At 68.3% G+C, this 23050-nt stretch carries 20 protein-coding genes; 6 read left to right on the top strand and 14 right to left on the bottom strand.

The window, feature by feature from the left end; genetic code table 11:
* Positions 1 to 14 precede the first annotated feature (14 nt).
* Genes RU09_RS14120 through RU09_RS14130 form a run of 3 tightly spaced genes read right to left on the bottom strand, consistent with a single transcriptional unit; the run spans position 15 to position 4398 of the window.
* Positions 15 to 923 (bottom strand): hypothetical protein, encoded by a 909-nt coding sequence (locus tag RU09_RS14120; protein ID WP_042541510.1) that lies wholly within the window; start codon positions 921 to 923, stop codon positions 15 to 17.
* The gene (locus RU09_RS14125; RefSeq protein ID WP_042541511.1) at positions 920 to 1570 is read right to left on the bottom strand and encodes a SipW-dependent-type signal peptide-containing protein; all 651 of its coding nucleotides are present in this window, start codon (positions 1568 to 1570) and stop codon (positions 920 to 922) included. The genes RU09_RS14120 and RU09_RS14125 overlap by 4 nt, the downstream gene beginning before the upstream one ends.
* Entirely contained in the window at positions 1567 to 4398 is a 2832-nt protein-coding gene (locus tag RU09_RS14130) for a hypothetical protein (protein WP_156145940.1), read from the bottom strand. Before RU09_RS14130 ends, RU09_RS14125 begins: the two co-directional genes overlap by 4 nt.
* Before the next feature lie 451 nt (positions 4399 to 4849).
* Here RU09_RS14130 and RU09_RS14135 point away from each other — a divergent pair, with 451 nt between their 5' ends.
* The gene (locus RU09_RS14135; protein ID WP_156145941.1) at positions 4850 to 7441 is read left to right on the top strand and encodes a LuxR family transcriptional regulator; all 2592 of its coding nucleotides are present in this window, start codon (positions 4850 to 4852) and stop codon (positions 7439 to 7441) included.
* 245 nt (positions 7442 to 7686) lie between these two features.
* Here the strand turns inward: RU09_RS14135 and dnaB are convergent, their stop codons facing one another.
* The gene (gene dnaB / locus RU09_RS14140) at positions 7687 to 9060 is read right to left on the bottom strand and encodes a replicative DNA helicase (protein WP_042541564.1); all 1374 of its coding nucleotides are present in this window, start codon (positions 9058 to 9060) and stop codon (positions 7687 to 7689) included.
* Between the two features lie 554 nt (positions 9061 to 9614).
* Here dnaB and RU09_RS14145 point away from each other — a divergent pair.
* The 3 genes from RU09_RS14145 to RU09_RS14155 all read left to right on the top strand — a co-directional run bounded on the left by RU09_RS14145 (position 9615) and on the right by RU09_RS14155 (position 13358).
* Positions 9615 to 10706, top strand: coding sequence for a hypothetical protein (locus RU09_RS14145; RefSeq protein WP_042541514.1), 1092 nt, complete (start codon positions 9615 to 9617; stop codon positions 10704 to 10706).
* A gap of 109 nt (positions 10707 to 10815) precedes the next feature.
* Positions 10816 to 12603 carry a chaplin family protein gene (locus RU09_RS14150; RefSeq protein WP_042541515.1) on the top strand — a complete coding sequence of 596 codons (1788 nt, stop codon included), beginning with the start codon at positions 10816 to 10818 and terminating at the stop codon, positions 12601 to 12603.
* Positions 12604 to 12866: 263 nt separating this feature from the next.
* The gene (locus RU09_RS14155) at positions 12867 to 13358 is read left to right on the top strand and encodes a hypothetical protein (RefSeq protein ID WP_042541516.1); all 492 of its coding nucleotides are present in this window, start codon (positions 12867 to 12869) and stop codon (positions 13356 to 13358) included.
* Positions 13359 to 13451: 93 nt separating this feature from the next.
* On the opposite strand, the gene rplI is transcribed toward RU09_RS14155, so the two are convergent.
* From rplI to rpsF, 4 genes are read right to left on the bottom strand one after another with little or no spacing between them, the layout of a single operon-like run.
* A complete protein-coding gene (gene rplI, locus RU09_RS14160; protein WP_042541517.1) occupies positions 13452 to 13904 on the bottom strand; it encodes a 50S ribosomal protein L9 in 453 nt (150 codons plus the stop codon).
* Between the two features lie 11 nt (positions 13905 to 13915).
* On the bottom strand, positions 13916 to 14170 hold the full coding sequence (gene rpsR / locus RU09_RS14165) for a 30S ribosomal protein S18 (protein ID WP_042541518.1): 255 nt from the start codon (positions 14168 to 14170) through the stop codon (positions 13916 to 13918).
* A 50-nt stretch (positions 14171 to 14220) separates the two neighbouring features.
* A complete protein-coding gene (locus RU09_RS14170; protein ID WP_042541519.1) occupies positions 14221 to 14736 on the bottom strand; it encodes a single-stranded DNA-binding protein in 516 nt (171 codons plus the stop codon).
* Between the two features lie 5 nt (positions 14737 to 14741).
* Positions 14742 to 15110 carry a 30S ribosomal protein S6 gene (gene rpsF / locus RU09_RS14175; RefSeq protein WP_042541520.1) on the bottom strand — a complete coding sequence of 123 codons (369 nt, stop codon included), beginning with the start codon at positions 15108 to 15110 and terminating at the stop codon, positions 14742 to 14744.
* A 226-nt stretch (positions 15111 to 15336) separates the two neighbouring features.
* On the opposite strand from rpsF, the gene RU09_RS14180 reads away from it, so the two are divergent.
* On the top strand, positions 15337 to 16035 hold the full coding sequence (locus RU09_RS14180) for a hypothetical protein (RefSeq protein ID WP_231567603.1): 699 nt from the start codon (positions 15337 to 15339) through the stop codon (positions 16033 to 16035).
* Positions 16036 to 16436: 401 nt separating this feature from the next.
* Here RU09_RS14180 and RU09_RS14185 read toward each other — a convergent pair whose 3' ends face one another.
* Genes RU09_RS14185 through RU09_RS14205 form a run of 5 tightly spaced genes read right to left on the bottom strand, consistent with a single transcriptional unit; the run spans position 16437 to position 21725 of the window.
* Positions 16437 to 17276, bottom strand: coding sequence for an ABC transporter ATP-binding protein (locus RU09_RS14185; protein ID WP_042541522.1), 840 nt, complete (start codon positions 17274 to 17276; stop codon positions 16437 to 16439).
* Positions 17269 to 18159, bottom strand: coding sequence for an ABC transporter ATP-binding protein (locus RU09_RS14190; protein ID WP_082041141.1), 891 nt, complete (start codon positions 18157 to 18159; stop codon positions 17269 to 17271). The genes RU09_RS14185 and RU09_RS14190 overlap by 8 nt, the downstream gene beginning before the upstream one ends.
* Positions 18156 to 19067, bottom strand: coding sequence for an ABC transporter permease (locus RU09_RS14195; RefSeq protein ID WP_042541523.1), 912 nt, complete (start codon positions 19065 to 19067; stop codon positions 18156 to 18158). The genes RU09_RS14190 and RU09_RS14195 overlap by 4 nt, the downstream gene beginning before the upstream one ends.
* Positions 19064 to 20125: an ABC transporter permease gene (locus RU09_RS14200; RefSeq protein WP_042541524.1), complete on the bottom strand. Its 1062-nt coding sequence runs from the start codon at positions 20123 to 20125 to the stop codon at positions 19064 to 19066. Before RU09_RS14200 ends, RU09_RS14195 begins: the two co-directional genes overlap by 4 nt.
* Before the next feature lie 13 nt (positions 20126 to 20138).
* Entirely contained in the window at positions 20139 to 21725 is a 1587-nt protein-coding gene (locus tag RU09_RS14205) for an ABC transporter substrate-binding protein (protein ID WP_042541525.1), read from the bottom strand.
* A 149-nt stretch (positions 21726 to 21874) separates the two neighbouring features.
* On the opposite strand from RU09_RS14205, the gene RU09_RS14210 reads away from it, so the two are divergent.
* A complete protein-coding gene (locus tag RU09_RS14210; protein ID WP_228385602.1) occupies positions 21875 to 22462 on the top strand; it encodes an Lrp/AsnC family transcriptional regulator in 588 nt (195 codons plus the stop codon).
* 56 nt (positions 22463 to 22518) lie between these two features.
* Here RU09_RS14210 and RU09_RS14215 read toward each other — a convergent pair whose 3' ends face one another.
* Positions 22519 to 22878 carry a hypothetical protein gene (locus RU09_RS14215; protein ID WP_231567606.1) on the bottom strand — a complete coding sequence of 120 codons (360 nt, stop codon included), beginning with the start codon at positions 22876 to 22878 and terminating at the stop codon, positions 22519 to 22521.
* Positions 22879 to 23050 lie beyond the last annotated feature (172 nt).

Genomic DNA, 23050 nt, shown 5'->3' on the forward strand with positions numbered 1-23050 from the left:
TTCTGCTTCGGCGACTAGCGAGTGGCGTGATCGCCGGGTGCGACGGCGGGGTTCGCGTTCGTCACACGGGGGTCGATGCGGATCACGAGGTCGGGTTCGCCCGCGGGATCCGGATGCACCGATCCGCTCCACGACGAGTCGTCGCGCGACTGGGTGCCGTCATCGCCGGTCCCTTCCGCCCACGCCGTGTGGTCGTAGACGCCGATGGCGTTCAGGGACGCGGGAAACGCCACCGCGGCGTCCCACGTGTCGAAGTCCCGGTTCTCGCTGCCGTCGACGGCGATCCCCCGGGCGCTCGCCTCCGAGACGTACACGCCGTCGGCACGGTGGTTCCAGAGCATCGCGACGCACCAGGTCTGTGTGACCTCGGTGCCGGTGGGGTTGGCCGCGGGCGCCTGCAGCGTGCGATCGGACGCGTCGAGCAGGTGCACGTCGACGGCGGCCCCGCCGTCGACGGGCGCGTCGGGGATCACCGAGCAGTCGTCGCCGAGTCCGGCCGGGTAGATCCGAACGGTCGAGTCCGCCAGCAGTGTGCCGTCCTGGGCGACGCCCCCGGCGAGCTCGGCCGAGCGACCGTCGTGCCAGACCTGATCGCCGAGCGTGATGTCGTAGTCGAGTCCGGCGATGCCGAGAGCGGCCCCGGTCACCTGAAAGCGCCAGATCACGGGTTCTGTTCTCAAGCCGCCCTGATCGAGCACCGTGGCGATCTCGGTGCCGGGCAGGGTGATCTCGACCGGCTCGCCCGCCGCCGACAGCACACGCTGCGACTCGGCGGCGGCTCCGAAGGTCACTGCTCCTGTGCGGAGCTCAGGAGCCACGACCGCGTCGTTCGCGGTCCACAGCGCGTTCGCTGTCGAGACGACCCCGAAGGCCATGACACCGGCGATCGCGGCGGTGAGCGACAGAGTCGTGCGCAGCCTCATCGACCGGCACCGTTCGCGCGCACCTGATCGAGACGCACGATGAGGTCGCCCGCGGCCCAGACTCCCGCGGCACTGTGGACGTCGGCGTCCGTCCAGGCGTAGTCGCCGCGCACCTCGACGGTCACGATCACCGACCACCGATCGGACTCGCCCTGCGACGACCCCGCGAGACCGGGAACGGCCAGCGGCGTCCCGTCGGCAGAGCCGGTCGCGACCGTGTCTCCCTCGGCATTCTCCACGCGCAGTGCGATCGCGATCTCGCCCGTCTCCTCCTGCGCCCGCACTGCGTCGGGAGACGCGAACTCGACACTGAGCGCCGCGGTCAGATTCTCGCCGCACAGGTAGGTCTCGAGCGGCTGCGTGATCTCGATCACGTCGCCAGGCATCGTGAAGAAGTCCTCGGGCGTGGTCGCCAGGTCGCCGGACCGCGGCTCGGTCACGCCCGGGGTGATCTGCCGCCAGGATGCGTCCTCCGTAGTCATCGAGAGGTCGCCGGCCTGCCACAGAGACCCTGCGAACGTGTCTTCCGACGACCACAGCGCGTAGGTGCCGGCGCCGATCGCCGCGACCGTCAGGGCTGCGAGGGCGATCACGCTCACGACCAGGGGCAGCGTGCGGCCGCGGGGCCGAGCCTCGACGGCGGTCATCGTCCCCACCCGTCGGCAGTGCCGTTCGAGACGATCGTGCCGCACGCGGCGACCCTCGCGTTCTCGCCGACGGCGAGCTGCGAGATCGAGCCGATCACTCCCCGCGCGCCCAGGCGCAGGTCCGAGTCCGTGACGACGATGTCGTGCAGGCTCGTGATCCAGTCGTCGGCCGATCGGTTCGTGACCGTGTACACGAAGCACACCGCCTGTCCGTCGACGAGGCGCGCGCCGGTGAGCACGGGCCCACCCGTCTGCTCGATCGTCGCGGGAGTCGAGGCATCCGCCACGTCGGCGTAGGCCCGCTTCTCGATCTCGATGGTCGGGTCTGTGGCGAACAGGAACGCGCTCACCGACGGCACGACCAGCCCGTCGTAGTTCTCGTCCTCCGAGGCGACGGTCGCTGCGATGGTCGCCTCGGTGTTCGCCGTGACATCTCCGTCGGTCGCCTGCAGCACGATCGACTCCGTCGAACGCGCGCCAGGGGCGATGATCGGAGTGGAAGTCGAGAGACCGACTCCATGCGCGACGCCCACTGCGTCGATCTTCGACGAGAAGATCAACGGCGATGTCGGCACGGGCGCACCGGCTCGCAGCATCATCGAGTAGGACTTGCCCTTCTCGTCTCCCGTGACGAGCGTGAATCGGGGCGAGGTGACCTGCAGCGGATTGACGAAGGTCACTCGAGGGTCGGCAGAGACCGCAGCAGCGGTGTTCGTCAATCCCGATGTCGACGTGACGCGACCGGCCGCGAGAGTCGCCGAGACGGATGCCGAGTCGTCGACCCTCGCGACCACGTCGAACTCGAGTCCGTTCGTGCCCGCGACAGGCGTCACGGCGATGACTCGCGGATCGAGGCGCCCGGTATCGAGGGTCTCGGCGGTCGCCGCAGCGCTCAGCTGGATGTCATCCGCGGTGACGGTCGACGGGTCGAGAGGCAGCGAAGACCTCAGCGTGTAGTGCAGGTCGCGACTCATGGTCGGGTCGTTCTGACCGCCGGCCTGATCGAGCATGAGAGTCGGGCGGCAGTTGCCGGTCACGGCCACCGTGCGGCTGAGCTGCGACGACGTCAGCTGCGGCGTCGTCTCGACGTGCGTCTGCACGCGCACGAAACCCGAGACGTCGCCCGTCGTGGCATTCACGGCCTGCGCGGAGGCGGGCACGGTGGCGCCGGCGAGCGGCTGCGGTCCGACGGGCAGCGAGAAGGCGACGGATGCCGCAGCGGCGGTCACTCCGGTCACGCGCCCGAGGTGGATCTCGGCGGTGCGGTCGGCCGTCCAGTAGAGGTCGAGCGACACGGGTCCGCTCGGCACCGACTTGCCGCTGCCTGCAGGTTTCGCCACCGTGATCTCCGCGGTGCATGTTCCGCCGGGGAACGTGGCGCGGGGCGCTGCGACCATCGCGCCGCTCGAGGGAGCCGCCACGACAGACGCCGCGGCAGTGGGGTACCACGTCGACACCGTCTGGTTCGATTCGGTTCCGTTGTCGACCAGGAGCGAGCCTCCGTCGCCGGTCTCCTCCCCCGTCGCCGGCCTGCCCTGCGACCCTGAACGCGTGCCGAAGGTGTTGCCCGAGACGGTGGTCAGACCGTTGCGCGAGAGACGGATGCTCGACTCGTAGCCGTCGAAGTAGTTGTCGGTGATGCTGAGCCCGCTCGGCACCGTGCCGGTGCGGGTGAGGCCGTCCCAGGAGATCGCGATGGTCTGTCCCGACGTCGCGCGTACGAAGTCGTTGCGCGAGATCCGGTTCTCTCCGCTGAGGGTGCCCGGGGGCAGCGTGACGAACGCGTACTCGTCTCCCGTGCCGTTTCCGACGGAGTTGAGGAACTGGTTGCCCGAGATGTTCAGGTTCGACAGCCTCACACCCGTCGTGCTGTTGTTCGAGAACTTGAAGGCCGTCGCCCCGTTGAGGTTCCGCACGGTCGAATCGGTGAACGAGAAGCCGTCGAGGACGACGTTCGCGTCGCGCGGCGAGAAGGTGGTGAGGTTCGTGCGGCAGCCAGAGCCGTCGGATCCGTTGCACACGCCGCCGGCCGTGTAGTTGACCTTCACCCGCGCGATGGAGATGTTCTTCATCGGTGTGGCGGTCGTGGCGTTGAACAGGAACAGCCCTGAGGTCTGCTGTCCCTCGTGGTAGAACCCCTGCAGCTCGTAGTCGCTGACCGAGATGTCGCTGGCACCCTGGCGATAGACGACGAAGCGCTCGGGGTAGTAGTTCTCCTTCGTCACGGTCGAGCCGCCCGCGAGGCTGATCCTCTTCGCCTGCTCGCCCATCACGATGGACGTGCCGCTGGAGAGGATGTCGCGGAAGTTCTTCAGCGCGACGTCCGGACCGTTGATCTCGAATGCCGCCGCCTCGGTCGACTCGGACGTCGGAATGATGGAGACACGATTGTCGAGGTCGAGCGTGACCGGTGCAGTGATGCGATAGAAGGCGCCGTCATCCCAGGTCGACACCGCACTCGTCTGCATCCAGTTCGCGGTGGAGCGGGTCATCACCGGACGGATGATGCCGCTGAGGCCGGGCTTCACGGCGATGACGACGGCCCCGGGCGCACCGTTCAGGGCATTCGACTCCTCGAGCGCGGCGCGCAGCGTGCAGGAGCCGTCGGCTGTCCGGCACACGCCATCACCCGGCGCCTGATCGACTCCCGAGAACGCGAGGCTGGTGATCTCGAGCTCGTGGCTGGGCGCGGACATCGCCGGAGCCGCCACCAGGAGGCCGCCGGCGATCAGGCCGACGCATGCCGTCACCGCAGAGACGAGGCGCATGCGTCGCACCAGGCGACGCCGGCGGCGCACCTGTCGACGACCTTCTTCTCGCGGGCTCACAGCTGACGTCCTCCAGAGGGTTCCGCGCGACGCATGTGGCGCGCTCGAGTGATGGGAGACCGCGGGCACGATGTGCGCAGAATGGGCGGTCATCGTAAGGATGCGGTCGGCGACCTGCCCGCTTGGAGGGGTTTCGGGCGTCTTCAGCACTCCGCCACCTCGATATCAGTGGGCCTCTCCGACGGTTGCGTGGCGGGTGTGCACGACCCTGCGGAGTACCACGCGTCGATGCTCAGTAGTGCCCTCGCGGGTACTGGCCCACACTGCTTCTCCCTGCCGCTGATCGCTCGTGAGTACGCAAGGTCGGCACTCGCCGCTCGTACTCCTCGGGATTCACGTCACCAGCGACGCCGCCACCGGGAAGGCTCATGCGAGGGAGCAGCCGCATCACCCCCGCCGTGCGGCTATCTCTGACAGGCCCGGGAGAGTAGCTTTTGCATAGGAACATCACGTGAGGAAGCGGAATCTCATGGTGGTCGGTCGTGAAGAGAGTCTCGCCGCGGCAGTGGACCTCATCCAGGCGGGCGTCAGCATCGATGTCGTCGGCAGCCGCGGTTCGGGTCGGAGCGCTTTCCTCAAGGCGCTGCGTGCCCGGGTCGAGCAGGACGAATGGACGGTCGTCTCGGTGCGCGGAATCGCGTCGCTGCGCCAGCATCCGCTCGCCGCACTGCATCTCGCCGGCATCGGCGCGACCAGTGGTCAACGGCCGGGGCCGAGCCTTCACGAGACCGCCGACTCGCTGCGCCAGGCGCTCCGCGCCTCGCGCTCGGTGCTGTTCCTCGATGACTGGGATGACCTCGACGAGTCGTCGTGGGGTGTCGCGGAGTCGGTGCGACGCGAGTACGGCGTGCCGATCGTGCTCTCTCGCCTGCAGGGTCTTCGAGCCAGACACACTCCGAGCGGCCTGCCCGCGTCGACTCTCGAACCCTCGTACGTGATCGACATGACCCCGTTGCGCTTCGAGGAGCTCGAGACAGCTCTCGAGAAGTATCTGGCGCACCCGATCGAGGCGAGCACGATGAGCCGGGTGTTCGCGAAGTCGGGGGGAAACATCGGCCTCGCCCTGAGCCTGGTCGACGCGACCGTGCGTGAGAAGCGTCTCGTGCTGCGCGGCGGCGAGTGGACCGCCACCCGCGATCTGTGGAGCAGCGGACTGCGAGCCGTGCTGGAGGCGCACCTCGAGAGCCTCGATGACGCCACGCGTGATGCGCTCGAGATCATCGCGATCGTGGGGGTGGCCGATATCGACACGGCGAGCCAGCTCGTCGACTGGGGCACGCTCGAGCTGCTGGAGGAGCGCCGGATGATCACTTTCATCCCCAGCGGCGACCGGCAGCTCGTCGCCGTCATGCCGCCGCTGCTGGTCGAGTTCTTCCGGCACGAGCCGCTCACAGCGCGACGCACGCGACTGACGAGCCAGATCGTGCGACAGCTGAGCACGCCCGAGTCGGTGTGGTCGGTGCTCACCGACCAGCAGTCGTCTCCGACCGCGTCGGGTGGTCAGGATGCTCTCTTCGTCCGGCTGCTGCAGGAGCGTGCCCGCGCACGCCGTATCGTGACGGCCGCCGAGTGGGAGGCGAACCCGACCGCCGCCAGTGCCGTGCGCTACATCCGTGCCCTCATGCACACGCACACAGCGAGGGTGCGAGACGTGATCGCCGACGTCCTCTCGTCTCCTGCGACGCGCACCGGGGACGACGCCAGTCGTGCCGAGTTCGCCTCGCTCAAGGCGGAGTGGACCGCCTACGTCGACGACGACCTGCAGCGAGCGGTCGCGCAGCTGCAGGACGATGCCCAGACCGTGGGTGCGCACGCCGGGATGCTGCGGGCCGTCGAGGTGCAGCTGCTCGCGAACCTCGACACCGTGCCCGCTGACTTCGGCAACCGCCTCGAGGTGTCCGACGAGCTGCCCGCGGCGGTCAAGCTGATGATGCTCGAGACCCAGATGAGCGTGCTCGTCAGCCTCGGTCGTTTCTCCGATGCACTGCGGGTCTTCGGCCTCATCGAGGCGCTGGAGCACGAGGAGCAGCGGTACACCCCTCGGGTGCTGCTCGGCATGGCACTGTTCGGCCAGGGCGACCCGGGCGCCGCTCTCGACGTGCTGCAGCGCGGGTTCGACGAGGCGCACGGCTATCTCGACATCGACGCCGTGCGAGCCTTCGGCACCGCCGCATCGCTGTGTCATCTGGCAACAGGTGATCATGCGGCCGTCGACGATCTGCTCGAGGTCATCTTCTCGGCGGGAGAGCCCTCACCGCTGCCGCCCGGAGTGCAGCTCTCGCTGCTCGCGGTCGCCGCCGTGGTCGCCATCCGACGAGGGCAGGTGACGACCGGCGAGCGGCTGGCCGCCGACCTGGATCAGCTCGGAGCCGAAGACGGCCCGCTTCCGGGGCAGAGCAAGGCGTGGCCCCAGGTGCAGCTGCTCGCCTTCGACGGAAGCACCGACAAGGCCGCCGAGCTGCTCGCCCGCTCCGGCGACGCCCTCTGGAACCGCGGAGCCCGCGTGGCAGGGCTCACCGCCCAGCTCTCCGCCGTCGAACTCGACCCGACGCCGACCCGCCTGTCGGCCGCGATGGCGCACGCGAAGGAGCTGCCGGAGGCGGCAGGGCTGGCGGCCCAGGCCTCGTTCGTGAGCGCGCTGGTGCAGCGGGATCCCGTGGCGATGCTCGCCGTCGCGGACGAGCTCGACGTGCGCGGGCTCACCGGCACTGCGCTGTCGGCCTGCCGCTTCGCGCGGGCCTGGTTCGCTGCGGGGGCGGACGACCTCGGACAGCAGCGCGCGGTCGAGCGCGAGGAGCAGATCCGTGCCCGTCACCCGGGGAGGAGCTACGACCTCGCGCGGTTCGGTGCGACAGCTGTCACCCTCACCGACCGCGAGAAGGAGGTGGGGCGCCTCGCCGCGGGGGGACTCTCCAACGCCGAGATCGCCTCCCGACTCGTGCTGAGTGTGCGCACGGTCGAGAGCCACATGCACCGGATCATGCGCAAGCTCGACGTCTCGAACCGCAGAGAGCTGCGGCGTCACGCCGAAGCGCTGACCTGATCGGAACGCTGCCTCGACCCGCGCATACCGGTCGACAATAGGGCTTGTGCGGCGAGGCGGCTGGTGTCACGCTTGCCTCACAGTTCTGTCGCGCTGTAACGCGACAGCTGGGGTGCCGCCCATTGACGGCATCGGATGGGGCGCCCTTTCTGCCGCCTCCCCCGTGGTGGGGGCGTCCCGTCCTCCCCCGGATCAGCTCGCAGCCGAACGATGCGACCACGCAGAGACCGGGAGCCCCACCCGACTCAGTTGAAGTCGCCGCCCGGCGCCATGTCCATGAAGCGCGAGTAGTGACCCTGGAAGGCCACGGTGATCGTGGCCGTCGGGCCGTTACGGTGCTTGGCCACGATCAGGTCGGCCTCACCCGGACGAACGTCCTTGTCGTAGACCGAGTCGCGGTGCAGCAGGATCACCATGTCGGCGTCCTGCTCGATCGAGCCGGACTCACGCAGGTCGCTGATCGCGGGCTTCTTGTCGGTGCGCTGCTCGGGACCACGGTTCAGTTGCGACAGTGCGATGACCGGAACCTGCAGCTCCTTGGCGATGAGCTTGAGGCTTCGCGAGAACTCCGAGACCTCCTGCTGGCGCGACTCGACACGCTTTCCCGACGTCATCAGCTGCAGGTAGTCGATGATGACCATCCGCAGACCCTCGCGCTGCTTGAGTCGCCGGCACTTCGCGCGGATCTCGACCAGCGTCATGTTGGGGCTGTCGTCGATGTAGAGGGGGGCGTCGTTGATGCGGCCTCGAGTGGCCGCGACGGTGGTCCAGTCCCGCGGGTCGAGGTTTCCCTTGCGCATGTTCTGCAGCGGGATCTGACCTTCGGCGCTCAGCAGACGCATCGCGATCTCGCTCTTGCCCATCTCGAGCGAGAAGAAGACGGAGGGGATGTTGTGGCCGATGGATGCCGAGCGCGCGAAGTCGAGCGCGAGGGTCGACTTACCCATCGCAGGACGCGCGGCGACGACGATCATCTGCCCGCCGTGCAGGCCGTTGGTGAGCTCGTCGAGCTCCTTGAAGCCCGTCGGAACGCCCGTCATCGACCCGTCGCGGCCGCTGGCTGCCTCGATCTCTTCGAGCGCGGCATCGACCGCGATCTGCAGCGGCACGTAGTCTTCGGCAGTCTCGGATCCGGTGATCGAGTAGATCTCTGCCTGGGCGTTGTTGACGATGTCGGTGGCGTCGCCCTGTCCGTCGTAACCGAGCTGCACGATGCGGGTGCCCGCATCGACCAGACGGCGCAGGATCGCCCTCTCCGACACGATGCCCGCGTAGTAGCCGGCGTTCGCCGCAGTGGGGACGATCGAGGTGAGCGTATGCAGATAGTCGGCACCGCCGGCGCGACTCAGCTCCCCCGTCTTGATGAGCTCGTCGGTGACGGCGACGACGTCCGTCGGCTCGCCGTGCGAGTAGAGCGACAGGATCGCCTCGAAGATGAGCTCGTGCTTGGGGATGTAGAAGTCGGCGCCCTTGAGCGTCTCGATCACATCGGCGACGGCATCCTTCGAGAGGAGCATTCCACCCAGCGCGCTCTGCTCGGCGAGCGTGTCGTGCGGGGGTGTGCGCTCTGGCGGACGCTTGCCCCCGAGGCGCTCCTCTGAGATGTCGGCGATCGACACACTGCTCCCTTCGATGCGACGTTCTTCCGGTGTGCTCGGTGCCGACTGCGTCGGCCACTCGATGCGATTCAGCTCGAGAAGGACCGTTCGCACAGCAAACCAGGCACTTCCGACATCGGGTCGCTGCACCACGCTACGAGCGGGTGTTTTCGGTCGCAACACGGCCTGTGGATAACTATGTGGAAAGCGTGCGAACAAGTCCGGAGAGTCTGTGCAGAACGCATGTGGATAACTCGGTGGAGTACCTCGAAACAGGGTTCTATTTTTTTCTCTGGTCTGGGATTTAGAGTTTCCCCACCCTGTGGATGAGAACGTGGTTCAACTGGGCATTGAAGGTTGATCGCATCCGGTGGGGGATGTGTAGAACCTGGGGAAAGTCAAGCCGAGATTCAACCGGGCGCGTCACACTGCGCAACCCCCTGAAATGTGCGCGAGATGTCATCGTTTTCGAGCGGAACCCTCTAGACATCGCGATATGCCGGGAGTATCGTCACCGGCAATCGACGCAGTGCGCGTCGTGAACGAACGATGGCTCTCGGGGGAGGGAAGTCGACGTGAACGCTCAAGAAGCCCGGCGTGGCCTTCCGGCTGTCGCCCTGTGGGGCAGCCTGGGCGCGGTCGCGTGGGCGGCGATCACGATCTTCACGGGAGGGTCGCCTGCGAGCGCGGACGACAGCTCGAGCGATTCTCTGCTCGACGGCGTCTCCTCTGTCGTCAGCGAGACGGTCTCGACCGTCGAAGACACCGTCACGGCAGCGACCACGCCGATCGTGGCGCCGGTCGCCCCCGTCGTGACCCAGGTCGTGGCCCCGGCCGTCACCCAGGTGGTCGAGCCGGTCGTCACCCACGTCGTCGAGCCGGTCCTCACCCACGTCGTCGAGCCCGTCGCGGCCCAGGTCGTCGAGCCGGTGCAGCAGGTGGCTCAGCCGACCGTCGAACACGTCGCGGAGACGATCGCGCAGGTTCCGGTCGTCGGCCCGGTGACGTCGCCGATCGTCGACATCGTCGCCGACACCACCGAGGCCGTCGTCACGCCCGTGACCGATCTGGTCGACGGATCCCCGGTGGCGCCGATCGTGACACCCGTGACGGACCTGATCGCAGGACTGCCGATCGTCGGAGATGTGACCGGCGATCTCGGAGTGCCCGCGGTGATCGACGTGGTCGTCGGTGTCGTCGACGGGACGACACCGATCGTCGGAGAGGTCGTCGACAACACCGTGCCGCCGATCGTCCCGGGCCTCACGCCCAGTCGGCCAGCCGTTCCCGCATCCGGGCCGGACTCCGATCCGGTCGGACCGATCCCTGCCGCAGCCGATGCGCGGACGGGCCTCCACTCCCCTGCGGTCGCGCGCCTTCAGCCAGTCGACCCGGCAGCATCCGGACTCCAGCCGGCAGCACCCATCACTGTGCCCGCCACGAGTGCGCCGGCATCCGATGACCGGCCCTCGCCTTTCTCTCCGCCCTCCGGTGCCCCGGCGGCGCCGTCTTCCTCCGCCGGTTCGAGCGGAGCCTCCTCACTCTCCTGCGCGCACCTCAGCGACGCGGGTCTTGTCGCGTTCCGTGCTGTGGAGCGCTCCCCCGGCGCACCCGACGACGTCTTGCCGACGTCACTGGTCGCCGACACCGACGTCTCTCCTGACTGACGGGTTGTCCGGTCGTTCCTCGTGAACGACAGATGCCGTGCTGCGCGCGCACATGCTCTTCGCGTGCACCCATCCAGACACACCCATTTCCAGTCAGGAGAAGGACATCATGCGTACATACATCAAGCGGGCCCTGTGGGGCACGCTTCTCGCCGGCGGGATCACCCTGCTCGGCGCAACGGCCGCCAACGCGGCAGACACCTCAGGAGAAGACGGCCTGCTGTCGGGCACCCAGGCGGATACCGCGATCACGGCGCCCGTCACGATCGTCGACAACGCCGTCTCGCTGCTCGGAGATTCCTCCGCGGAGCAGGCCCCGGCTCCGGCCCCTCAACCGGCTCCGGCACCTCAACCGGCTCCGGCTCCCGCACCGGCCCCCACCACGAGCGGTGAATCCGGCACCGCGTCGGGCACCCAGGCCGTCGTGGACGTCGTCGTTCCCGTCACGGTGACCGGCAATGCGATCACCGTGCTCGGCGACTCGTCGAGCGAGTCGGCGGCGCCGGCCGAGGTTCCCCAGGCACCGGCCCCCGCCCCCGCCCCGGCTGTCACGACGAACGGCGATGACGGTGTGCTGTCGGGCACCCAGGGCCTGCTTCAGGTCGACGCGCCCATCACCGTGTCGGGCAACTCGATCGCAGTGCTCGGCGACAGCGAGACCCTCGGACAGGATGCCGCAGCACCGGCCCCCTCGAGCGGCAGCGCAACCGGATCCACAGCGCCGTCCACGTCGGGCGACGACGGCGTCGCGAGCGGCACGCAGGTGACAGCACCCGTGACCGCACCGGTCACCGTCGGCGGTAACGCGATCTCCGTCATCGGAGACAGCGAGAGCACCGGAAGCAGCGGCACCACCGCACCCGCATCCGGGGGCAGCACCACCGCACCGGAAACCTCGGGTACCGACGCGGTCGGGAGCGGCACACAGGTGACCGCACCTGTGACGGCGCCCGTCACCGTCGGCGGTAACGCGATCTCCGTGATCGGAGACAGCGAGAGCACCGGAAGCAGCGGCACCACCGCACCCGCATCCGGGGGCAGCACCACTGCACCGGAAACCTCGGGTACCGACGCGGTCGGGAGCGGCACGCAGGTGACCGCACCCGTGACCGCACCCATCACCGCCGCCGGCAACGCGATCTCCGTCATCGGAGACAGCGAGTCGACGAGCGGAACCGGCCCCACCGGAACCACCGGGGCAACCCCGTCCACCGGCAGCACCACCACCGGTGACGACGGAATCCTCGGCGGAACCCAGGTCACCGCACCCGTGACCGCACCCATCACCGCCAGCGGCAACGCGATCTCCGTCATCGGAGACAGCGAAGCCGACGGAGGAGCCGGCAGCACCGCACCCATCGCGGGAACCCCGTCCACCGGCAGCACCACCGGTGACGACGGAATCCTCGGCGGCACACAGGTCACCGCCCCCGTGACTCTTCCGATCACGATCGGCGGCAATGCGATCTCCGTGGTAGGAGAGAGCACCGTCACGGCTCCCCCGAGCGATCCCGGAACCGACCCGGGAACGGATCCCGGCACTGACCCCGGAACCGACCCCGGCACCGACCCGGGAACGGATCCTGGCACTGACCCCGGCACGGACCCCGGAACCGACCCCGGAACCGACCCCGGGACCGACCCGGGCACGGACCCCGGAACCGATCCCGGCACAACTCCCGGCACAACTCCCGGCGCAGTCACGGGAGTGGGCACCGACGCCGACGCCGGCACGTCCGCGACCGCTGTCGCGAGCGGCGCAGCCGTGACGGCATCCGCCCCGGCTGAGGGACTCGCCGCCACCGGTGGTTCCTCCTCCTTCGGCTTCGCATTCCTCGCCGCACTCCTGCTCCTCCTCGGAGCCGGAATGCTGCGTCGTCGCCCCGTGACGGCGTAGCCGCAGACCCCGGCGGTGTCGACGTCCTCGGGGGAGGAGATGCGACACCGCCGGTGTGCGGATCCCGTGATGCCCTGAGCAGGTTCCCCAGACCTGCCCGCGTCTGCGATGCCGCACAGTTCACGGATGCCCCGCGTCCCCAGCGCGGGGCATCCGTCGTGCCCGGAACCCGCACGAGGCGCGTCGGATGACGCCGAGGACGATCCGCCTAGACTCTCCGGGGAGGTCATCATGCAGAACGCGCTCGCCTCGCAGGTGCCGCGGTGACAGAAGATCCGCGCCGTCTGCGGTGGGCGGTCAACGGCGCACGGACATTCCATATCCCTACTGATGCCGCCGATGTCGCCCTGGTCGAGATCGACCGTGCGATGCAGGCTGCCCACTTCCGTGCAGACGTGCCCGGTGCCGAGGCCGGGGTGCAGCGAATCCACCGGCGCGGGTCGGTTGTCGGCGATGTCCTCATCGGCGGAAGTGGGCTCTCCACCCTCACGACCAGGCTCGGTCCGCTGTCTGCCCGAGGCGTCGCCGTCACCTGGATCGGCCCGGTCGACGCGCACTCGATCCGCGTGATCGTCTCACTGGTCGCCGGATCCCACGTCGGAGGGGACTTCGTGGACGGGGTCGACGAAGCAGTGCGCGCTCTCGTCTCCCACGGCATACCTGTCGAGGACGACGGGTGGTCACGGTCCGTCGACGTCGATGAGACTCTGCCCGCGAATCCCCGTCGCGCCGCCGAACTCGGTCTCACCCGCTAGCCGCCTTCACGAGACCCTCCGAATCACCGACCGGCCGCGCACGCAGAACGCCCCCTGTCCCGAAGGACAGGGGGCGTTCGAGAGCGTCTCGCCTTACTTGGCGGCGACGACCTGCAGCGTGATGACTGCGGTCACGTCGTCGTGCAGACGAACGGTGGCCTCGTGCTCGCCGACCGACTTGATCGCCGACGGGATGTGCACCTTGCGCTTGTCGATCGAGCCGAGACCCGCGGCTGCGACAGCATCCGCGATGTGATCGGTCTTGACCGAACCGAAGAGGCGACCCTCGTTGCCGGCCTTGACGGCCAGGCGCACCTTGGTGGCCTCGAGGGAGTTCTTCAGCGCCACGGCCTCGTCGCGGTCGTGGATCGCGCGAGCCTGACGAGCAGCCTGGATCGAAGCGACCTGCTTTTCGCCACCGCGGGTCCACGCCGTAGCGAAGCCCTGGGGGATGAGGTAGTTGCGGGCGAACCCGTTCTTGACCTCGACTACGTCACCGGCGCTACCCAGCCCGGCGACCTCGTTCGTGAGAATCAGCTTTGCCATCTCGATACCCCTTACCGGCCGGCGCCAGCGTAGGGCAGGAGTGCCATTTCGCGTGCGTTCTTGATCGCGGTGGCGATCAGACGCTGCTCCTGCACCGAAACACCGGTGATACGACGGGCGCGGATCTTGCCACGCTCCGAGACGAACTTGCGGAGGGTGGAGACATCCTTGTAATCGATGACTCCGACCCGGATCGACTTCGCGGGAGCGGTGGGCTTGCCACCCTTCCGCGGCTTGCGGCGGTCGCCGCTAGACTTTCCAGCCATTGTTTTTCCTTAATGATGAGACGGATGCCGAAGCATCCCGAGATCCTGTTTCAGAAGGGGGTGTCGTCGCCGAAGCTGCCCGGAGTGCTCCAGGCGTCTGCGCTCGTCGACGAGCCGGGGGTTGACCACGGCTCTTCCGACACCTGCTGCTGCTGAGCGGGGCGCGACTGTCCGCCGCCACCACCGCCGCCGCCACCGGTCGACGCCGCACGGGTGACCTGCGCGGTCGCGTACCGAAGCGAGGGGCCGATCTCGTCGACCTCCAGCTCGATAGCGGTGCGCTGGTTGCCCTCGCGGTCCTGGTAGGAGCGCTGACGCAGACGGCCCTGCGCCATGACGCGCATGCCCTTGGTCAGCGAACCCGCCACGTGCTCGGCGAACTCGCGCCAGACCGACGCACGGAGGAACAGCGCTTCGCCGTCCTTCCACTCGTTGGCGGCGCGGTCGAAGTTCCGAGGCGTCGAAGCGATGGTGAAGTTCGCCACCGGCAGTCCGTTCTGCGTGTAGCGCAGCTCGGGGTCGGCCGTGAGGTTACCCACCACGGTGATGACTGTTTCGCCGGCCATCGGACTCAGGCCTTCGCAGCCTTGGCGGCCTTGCGAGCAGCCTTCTCTTCGGTGCGCTTCGCTTCGAACGCGACCATCGCCTGAGCTTCCTCAGAACGGAGGACCTTGGTGCGCATGATCTGCTCGTTCAGCTTCAGCTGACGGTCGAGCTCCTGCGTGGCCTCGCTGGTGGCGGTGAAGTTGACGACGGCGTAGATGCCCTCGTTCTTCTTCTGGATCTCGTAAGCCAGACGGCGCTTACCCCAGATGTCGACCTTGTCAATCGAGCCACCATCGTTGGTGATGACCTTCAGGAACTTGTCGAGCGTAGGGGCTACCTGGCGCTCGTCGATCTCGGGGGTCAGAATGACCATGAGTTCGTACTGGTGCGTCACTTACCCACCTCCTTCGGACTAGAACGGCTTCCGGGACTTTCCCGGAAGCAGGAGGGTGTGTGAACGTCATCCGCCGAGCCACCCGAGTGGGGGCCTGATGGCAGACAACCTTGACAGTCTAGCGGAGAAACCTTCGGCCTGCCCCCACGCCTCTCGCCGGGCAGTTGGCATGCTGGAGTGCGTGCGGTCTGACACTCAGTGCGCACACGACCTAAGGGGGAACGCCATGCGCGTCAACAAATGGGGGGTCGGCATCGTCCTGACCGCCACCGTACTGCTCACCGGGTGCACCGCGGGTGCCGAGGAGCCCGCCGAAGAGGAGCCCACAGCGGCCGCGGAGGAGACCACCGCACCCGAGTCCGACTGCCCTGAGCTGACCGAAGGCGCGACCGTCGACGGCACCGCGCTCGGCGCCTGCATCACCGAGGCGATGACCGACACCGCCGGCTACCAGGCCAAGACATCGATCCTGGGCATGGACACGACCGCCCGGTACAACCCCGCGACGGATGCCGTCGAGACCATCACTCCGATGGGATCGCTGATCATCATCGGCGACGACGCCTGGGTCAAGACTCCTACGACCGAGTGGCAGGTCGCCGACCCGAACTCGAGCGACCCGATCGTCGCCGCGCTCAGCAGCGGTGCGGCGACGGCGGCCGGCACCGACCCGGCCACGGCCGCAGGCGCGCTCACCGGCGAGTTCACCGTGACGGGAACCGGCAGCCGCCTGGGTCAGGACGTCTACCTCGTGAGCGGCACGTCCGAGGCGCAGGGCGTCGCCGTCGACGTGGTGTTCGAGGTCACCGACGACTACGTGGTGCTGGCGACGACCGGCAGCACCGAGGCCGCCGGCCAGATGATCGAGACCTCGCTCGAGATCACCGAGTGGGACGTCGAGCAGGACATCGTCGCACCTCTCTGATCCACCAGCAGATGCTGCGGGCCGGGGCGATCGCCTCGGCCCGCGGTGCGTTCCGGGCTCTGCTGGCGCAGCATCCGCTCGGGTCATCCCTCGACCCACCCTCTCGGGCCATCCCCTGGGGAGGAGATCTGCGCTTCGGGAGGAGGATCGGGTTCGGAACCTCCTCCCCGGAGACAGTTGTCCTCCCGAGGGGCAGACGCGAACGCGCCAGCCGTGTTCAGCGGCGCCGTGACCCGCCGATCAGGCTGAGGCCTCGAGGGCCCTCCCGTCGGGAGGAGAACTGCGCCACGGGAGGAGGCTTCGCGCCCATCCGTCCTCCCGAGGCGCAGATCTCCTCCCGAGGGGCAGAGGGGCAGATGTCCTCCGAGCGGGCAATCGCCCGAGGGAGCAGACGACAGACGTCAGTCGATGACGGGGGCAATCTCCGACCAGACGATGCGCTCGTTCGTCGAGGGCGCGACCGGGATGCGACCTGCTCCGTCGGGCTCGGGGATCGCCGCGAGCAGCGCCTGAGTGTACGGATGCTGCGGCGCAGACCACACACGATCGGTGGCCCCCGCTTCGAGCACCCGTCCGGCGAACATCACGAAGGTCCGATCGGCGATGCGCCGGACGACGGCGAGGTCGTGCGAGATGAACAGCATCCCCGCGCCGGCCTCGGCGACGAGGTCTCGCATGAGACCGGCGACGCTCGTCTGGGTCGATGCATCCAGAGCCGAGATCGGCTCGTCGGCGACGAGCAGCGACGGCCGCGCGGCGAGCGCGCGCGCGATCGCGAGCCGCTGCTTCTGGCCGCCCGAGAACTGATGCGGGAAGCGCGTGGCGACCTCGGTGGGCAACCCGACGCGGTCGAGCCACTCGGGGACGGTCGATCCTTCGGCGCCGCGAGCGCGGGCGGTCGCGATGCCGTCGGCGATCTGGTCGCCCACGCGACGCCGCGGGTTGAGCGACGTCGACGGATCCTGGAACACCATCTGGATGCCGGTGAGAGCGAGCTCGCGCCGACGGATGCCGAGCGGCTTCACGGGCTCGCCGCGGAACCGCACCTCTCCCCCGGCGAGCTTCTCGATGCCGACGACCGCACGGGCCAGGCTCGACTTGCCGCTGCCGGACTCGCCCACGAGCGCGACGGTCTCTCCGGGGGCGACGGTCAGTGAGACGCCGTCGACGGCGACCACCGGCGGGCTCCCGGGGTAGCGCACGACGACTCCCTGCGCGTCGAGGACGGCGATCTCACTCATCTGCGGCCTCCTCTTCGGCATCCTTCACGGCAGCATCCGAGAGTGCCGCATCCGACATCACCGGATCGATGAGCGCGGGATCCGGTGAGGCGATCTCGAGCTTCGACCCCGGCAGGGCCGCGAGCAGCGTGCGGGTGTACTCGTGCTGCGGGTCGCGGAACAGGGTCGCGCGGTCTGCCCGCTCGACGATCTGCCCGTTCTTCATCACGGCGACCTCATCGGCGATCGCACTCATGACGCCCAGGTCGTGCGTGACGAGCAGCACGGCGAGATTGCGGTCGGTCGCGAGGTCGCGCAGCAGCCGGAGGATGCCGGCCTGCACCGTGACGTCGAGCGCGGTGGTCGGCTCGTCGGCCAGCAGCACCTCGGGGTCGCACGCGAGCGCACACGCGATGGCGATGCGCTGGCGCTGACCGCCGGAGAACTGGTGGGGGTAGCGCTTCAGTGCCGCATCCGGATTCGGCACCTGCACCGTCTCGAGCAGCTCGATGGCTCTGGCCTTCGCGGCCTCGCCCCGAAGACCGAGATGCACGCGCATGTGGTCGGTGAGCTGCCGGCCGATCGGCAGCTGCGGGTGCAGCGACGCCGACGGGTCCTGGAAGATCATGGCGATGCGCTTGCCGCGGATGCGGTTGAGGGCGCGGCGGCGCATGCCGACGAGCTCCTCCCCCGCGAGCGTGATGGATCCGCCGGTGCGCGCCTGCCGGGGCAGCAGCCCGAGCACGGCGAGCGCGGTGAGTGTCTTGCCGGATCCGGATTCGCCGGCGAGGCCGTGGATGCGACCGGCTTCGAGCTCGAGCGAGATGCCGTGCACGAGTGGGCGACCGATGTCGATGGTCAGGTCGCGGATGCTCAGCGCGCTCATGGGCGTCGAGGCGGTCATGCTGCCGCCCCCTTCGCCGATGCCACGTGCTCGGCCTGCTTCTCGTGCGTGACCTCGGCCGTCGGGTCGAGGATGTCGCGCATCGCGTCACCGAGGAAGTTGAAGGCGAGCACCACCGTGAGGATCGCGAGACCGGGGAAGACCCCGAGCCACCAGGCATCGAAGTTCTGCATGGCGGCGGAGATCATCGATCCCCACTCTGCGGTCGGAGGCTGCGCGCCGAGACCGAGGAACGAGAGGCCGGAGAGCAGCAGGATCGCCGCACCGATGTCGAGGGTGGCGAGCACCAGCACGGGTCCGGCGATGTTCGGAAGGATGTCGATGAACAGCGTCCGCAGCGGCGAGTGACCGAGCAGACGACCGGCGATGACGTAGTTCTGCCCGCGGAGTCCCATCACGATGCTGCGCGTGACTCGCGAGTACTGCGGCCACGAGACCACGATCGCCGCGATCACCGCGTTGAACAGCGACGGCCCGAGGGATGCCGCCACCACCATCGCGAGGATGACCGTCGGGAACGCCATGAACAGATCGGTGATGCGCATCAGCGTCTCGTCGACCCAGCCGCCGAAGTAGCCGGCGACCGCGCCGATCACGGTGCCGATGATCATCGCGGCGATCACGAGCATGAGCGCCAGGGGAAGGCTCACCGTCGCACCGGTCATCAGGCGCGAGAAGATGTCTCGCCCGTTGCCGTCGGTGCCGAGCAGTGTGTCGATGCCCGGCGCCTGCAGACGAGGAAGCACCTGGGCATTGGGGCCGTAGGGAACCCACCACTGCGCGGTGAAGGCGACGATGATCCATGCTCCGGCGATGACGGTGCCGATCACGCCGAGCGGCGTGCGCCAGGCGCGGGGCCAGCGGAACCGGAACCGCCAGGGACCGGATGCCGAGTCGATGCGGCTCATGCGATCCTCACTCTCGGGTCGAGGACGCCGTAGAGCAGATCGACGACGAAGTTGATGAGGAGGTAGATGAAGCCGACGACGAGACCGACGCCCATGATTCCGGGGAGGTCGAGGTTCGCCGCCGAGTTGTAGGCGTAGGTGCCCAGGCCGGGCCACGCGAACACCGACTCGACGAGCACGGTGCCGGAGAGCAGCGAGCCGAACGCGACGCCGACGATGGTGAGGATCGGCAGGGATGCCCCTCGGAGCACGTAGTCGAGGATCACGCGCATGGCCGGAAGGCCCTTGGCGCGGGCCGCGCGCACGTAGTCGCTGCCGAGCACCTCGAGCACCGATGTGCGGATGAAGCGCGTCAGCAGACCGATCGTCACGAGCGACAGCACCATGACCGGGAGGGCGAGGTGGGCGAGGGCATCGGCGAATCCGACGCCGTCTCCGTTGAGGAGGTAGTCGACCGTGTAGAGCCCGGTGATGCGGGGTGGCGGCGTGATCGACGGAGAGATGCGACCGGAGCCGGGCGCGATGCGCAGCTCGAGGAAGAACACGTAGAAGCTGACCAGAGCGAGCCAGAACGTCGGGACGCTCAGCCCGATCAGCGTCACGATGCGGATGACCTGGTCGGTGACGAGGCCGCGGCGGTAGGCCGCGAGGGTTCCGAGCACGACGCTCACCGCGAGGCTGAGGATGATGGCCCCGATCGCGATCTCGATCGTCGCCGGCACCGCGGTGGCCAGGTCGCTGGTGACCGGTCGCCCGGTCACCAGCGATGTTCCGAGGTCTCCTCGAAACAGGTTGCCCATGTAGATGAAGTACTGCACGAAGAGAGGCTGATCGAGGCCCTGGGCCTTGATGAACGCCTCACGCGTCTCGGGGTTCTGCGATGCTCCCTCACCCAGAGCCGCCGACACGGGGTCGCCGGGCACGAGGTTCGTCAGCGCAAAGGTCACGATCGTGACGCCCACGAGAAGGAGCAGCGAAGTGCCGATCCGGCGCAGCAGGTATCCGACGAGCGGTGACCTGCGACGCTGAGCCTGCCGTCGCACGGCCACCGTCGTCATCAGTCAGCCCCGATCAGCCGGCAGGCGTGATCTCGGCGATGTCCATCTCCCACACCGAGTTGTACACGGCGCCGGTGACGGCATCCGCCGTGGCGATGTTGCGGCCGGGGACGATCAGCGGCACGAAGGGGCCCTCGGCCTGCATCGCCTCGGCGAACGAGGTGAAGGCCTCGCTGCGCTGGGCCTCGTCGGTCGCGGCGGCAGCACCGGCTGCGATGCCTGCGATCTCGGGGTTCGCCTCAGCGGCCCAGCCTGCGCGCAGACCGACCTTCAGGCCGGGAGCGAACGGGAGGAAGTTCGCCGAGTCGGCGTAGTCCGGGCCCCAGAACCACAGGCCGAAGCCCTCGGTGCCGTTGACGTAGGCGTCGAGCTCGGTGGCGAACGGCGCCGGCGCGAGTTCGACCGTGATGCCGGCATCCTCGAGCTGAGCCTGGATGCGCTCGGCGAGCGGGGTGAACTCCACACCGCCGACCGGGTAGTCGTTCGGGAACTGCAGCTTGAGGGTCTGACCCGTGTAGCCGGCTTCGGCGAGAGCAGCCTCGGCCTTGTCGAGGTCCTGCTCCACGCCGGTGTCGAGGGCGCCCTCGAATCCGGGCGGGATCACGCCGGTCGCCTGCACGGCTCCCGCACCTGCGAGCTCGAGCAGCGCGTCGTAGTCGAGTGCGTAGCGGATCGCCTCGGCGATCTTGACGTTCGCGAGCTCACCCGCGACGGCCTCCGACTGGTTGAGCAGCAGGAAGATCGTCTGGCCGGACGGCACCGACTCGACGTTCAGTCCGTCGCCGAGGCCCGAGACCTGGTCGCCGTTGAGGTCCATCGCGACCATCGAGTCGCCGCCCTTGAGGTTCGCGAGCTGCGTCGCGCTCTCCGAGACATTGCGCACGACGACGCGGCCGTATGCCGCCTCTTCGTCCCCGTTGTACTCGTCGCTCTTGGTCAGCACGACCTGCGACGAGAGGTCGAGCGTGTCGAGCACGAACGGACCGGAGCCGGCGGACTCGCCGTCGAGGAAGCTCTGCGCGCTGTCGGAGCCGTCGATCGATCCGCCGTTCTCGATGACCACATCGGAGTTGACGATGCCGAGCGCAGGGTTGGCGAGGATCGCGGGCAGCTGCAGCAGCGGCGTCTCGGAGGTGATCGAGATCGTCTTCTCATCGACCTCGGTGATCGTCAGACCGCCCAGGAGGAAGTTCGGCTTGGCGTCGGTCATGCCCTGGATGCGCTGCAGGGTGAAGACGACATCCTTCGCCTCGATCGGCGTGCCGTCGGAGAAGACGCGGTCGCCTTCGAGCGTGAAGGTGAACTCGGTCGCCTCATCGTTCTGCTCCCACGACGCGAGGCCGGGCACAGGGGTCGAGACATCCGAGCCCTCGAAGTCGACGAGGGTCTCGTAGAGCGCCTTCGCGATCATGTTGCCGGTCGGGTCGTAGGTGTGACCGGGGTCGGCGGTCTCGATCGAGAACGCGGTGTCGATGACCAGCGAGTCGGAACCGGAGGATTCTCCCCCGGTGTTCGCCGAGTTGCCACCGGAGCAACCGGCGAGAGCGAAGAGCGCGACAGCTCCGATCGCGATGACGGACGTGCTGCGACGTGACGACATATGGGCCTCCAGGGGCGAGGAGTTTCATCGGGTTCGGTCGACGCCGGGTGGACGACCGGTGATCAGATTCGCATTGTATGGGACTATGTGTCCAGCAAGAATGCAGACGTCATCACAGTCTGTCCAAGACCCCGCCCATGAGGAGCATTGTGTCCACCAAGAGCGACGAAGCCGTGAAGCAATCTGGACGAAGTGCCGCCCCACTGGACGACATCGGATACAGAATCCTCGAGACGCTGCGCGATAACGGTCGGATCTCGATCGCCGCGCTGGCCGAAACCGTGGGGATTTCTCGCGCGAACGCCTACACGCGGGTCGAGACGCTCATGCAGGACGGCGTCATCACCGGGTTCAGCGCGCGGGTCGATCAGTCCAAGGCGGGGCTGTCGATCGGTGCGCTCGTCTTCGTCACCGTGCATCCGCAGGCCTGGGCGTCGTTCCGCGAGAGCGTGCTCGAGATGCCCGACGTCGAGTGGTGCGCCATCACCACGGGCGAGCACGACGCCATGCTGCTCATCCGTGCCGTCGACGTGAGCGGTGTGCACGAGTTCACGACCGGCGTCGTCGCGCAGCTGCCCGAGGTGCGCACCGTCGTCAGCGTGGTCGTGCTCGACGAGGTGATCCGCCGGTCGTTCCTGCTGCCGAGCGACCTGCCGGAGCGCGACCTGGCGACACCGCTGGGCATGACGCGATGGACTCCGGCGACGCCGGGTCGCGACATGCTGCCGCCACGCTGACGCGGAACTCGGTGGTCGAGCGAGGACGGCGAAGCCGACCGAGACGAAACGCCCGATCAGGCCGCGATGGGCTCTTCGCAGACGCTGAGCTGCGGCAGTCCGTGCATCTCGTAGTGCTCGACGAGACGGATGCGGCCGTCATCCGTGAGTTCGAGCTGGCTCTCGCCGTCTCCGGTCACGACGGCGCCGTCTGAGACGAGCACGTGCACGAACGACACCCAGATGGTGTCGCCGGTGCGGGTGCCGACGAAGCGCCCGAAGGTGACGGTGTCACCGGAGTAGTCACCCCAGATCGCACCGTCCTTCTCCCAATAGACGAACTCGCTGGGAGATTCGGGGTCGACAGCCGAGGTGGTCGAGGAGACCATCAGGAACCGGCGGCCGTCGAGCGAGGGGATGGTTGCAGTCGAACTCACCCTCCGATTATGGAGGGCGCTCGAAGGTGCACTGAAGCCCCTTCGGCAAGCGTCTTCCCGGGCAGCTCGCGGAGCAGGCGGGGTGAGACGAAACGGGCGCGGGCACCGATGCCCTCGGCGTTTCGTCTGACCCTCGTTCGACGTCGAGCATGCGCCCCTCCGCCGCGCGGGC

Origin of the sequence: Microbacterium sp. MEJ108Y, assembly GCF_000834175.1 — a bacterium.
GTDB classification, from domain to species: Bacteria; Actinomycetota; Actinomycetes; order Actinomycetales; family Microbacteriaceae; genus Microbacterium; species Microbacterium forte.

Coding starts and splice junctions, on each gene's coding strand:
- RU09_RS14120 (WP_042541510.1), bottom strand. CDS start 923: ATGAGGCTGCGCACGACTCTGTCGCTCACCGCCGCGATCGCCGGTGTC.
- RU09_RS14125 (WP_042541511.1), bottom strand. CDS start 1,570: ATGACCGCCGTCGAGGCTCGGCCCCGCGGCCGCACGCTGCCCCTGGTC.
- RU09_RS14150 (WP_042541515.1), top strand. CDS start 10,816: ATGCGTACATACATCAAGCGGGCCCTGTGGGGCACGCTTCTCGCCGGC.
- rplI (WP_042541517.1), bottom strand. CDS start 13,904: ATGGCAAAGCTGATTCTCACGAACGAGGTCGCCGGGCTGGGTAGCGCC.
- rpsR (WP_042541518.1), bottom strand. CDS start 14,170: ATGGCTGGAAAGTCTAGCGGCGACCGCCGCAAGCCGCGGAAGGGTGGC.
- RU09_RS14170 (WP_042541519.1), bottom strand. CDS start 14,736: ATGGCCGGCGAAACAGTCATCACCGTGGTGGGTAACCTCACGGCCGAC.
- RU09_RS14180 (WP_231567603.1), top strand. CDS start 15,337: ATGCGCGTCAACAAATGGGGGGTCGGCATCGTCCTGACCGCCACCGTA.
- RU09_RS14185 (WP_042541522.1), bottom strand. CDS start 17,276: ATGAGTGAGATCGCCGTCCTCGACGCGCAGGGAGTCGTCGTGCGCTAC.
- RU09_RS14190 (WP_082041141.1), bottom strand. CDS start 18,159: ATGACCGCCTCGACGCCCATGAGCGCGCTGAGCATCCGCGACCTGACC.
- RU09_RS14195 (WP_042541523.1), bottom strand. CDS start 19,067: ATGAGCCGCATCGACTCGGCATCCGGTCCCTGGCGGTTCCGGTTCCGC.
- RU09_RS14200 (WP_042541524.1), bottom strand. CDS start 20,125: ATGACGACGGTGGCCGTGCGACGGCAGGCTCAGCGTCGCAGGTCACCG.
- RU09_RS14205 (WP_042541525.1), bottom strand. CDS start 21,725: ATGTCGTCACGTCGCAGCACGTCCGTCATCGCGATCGGAGCTGTCGCG.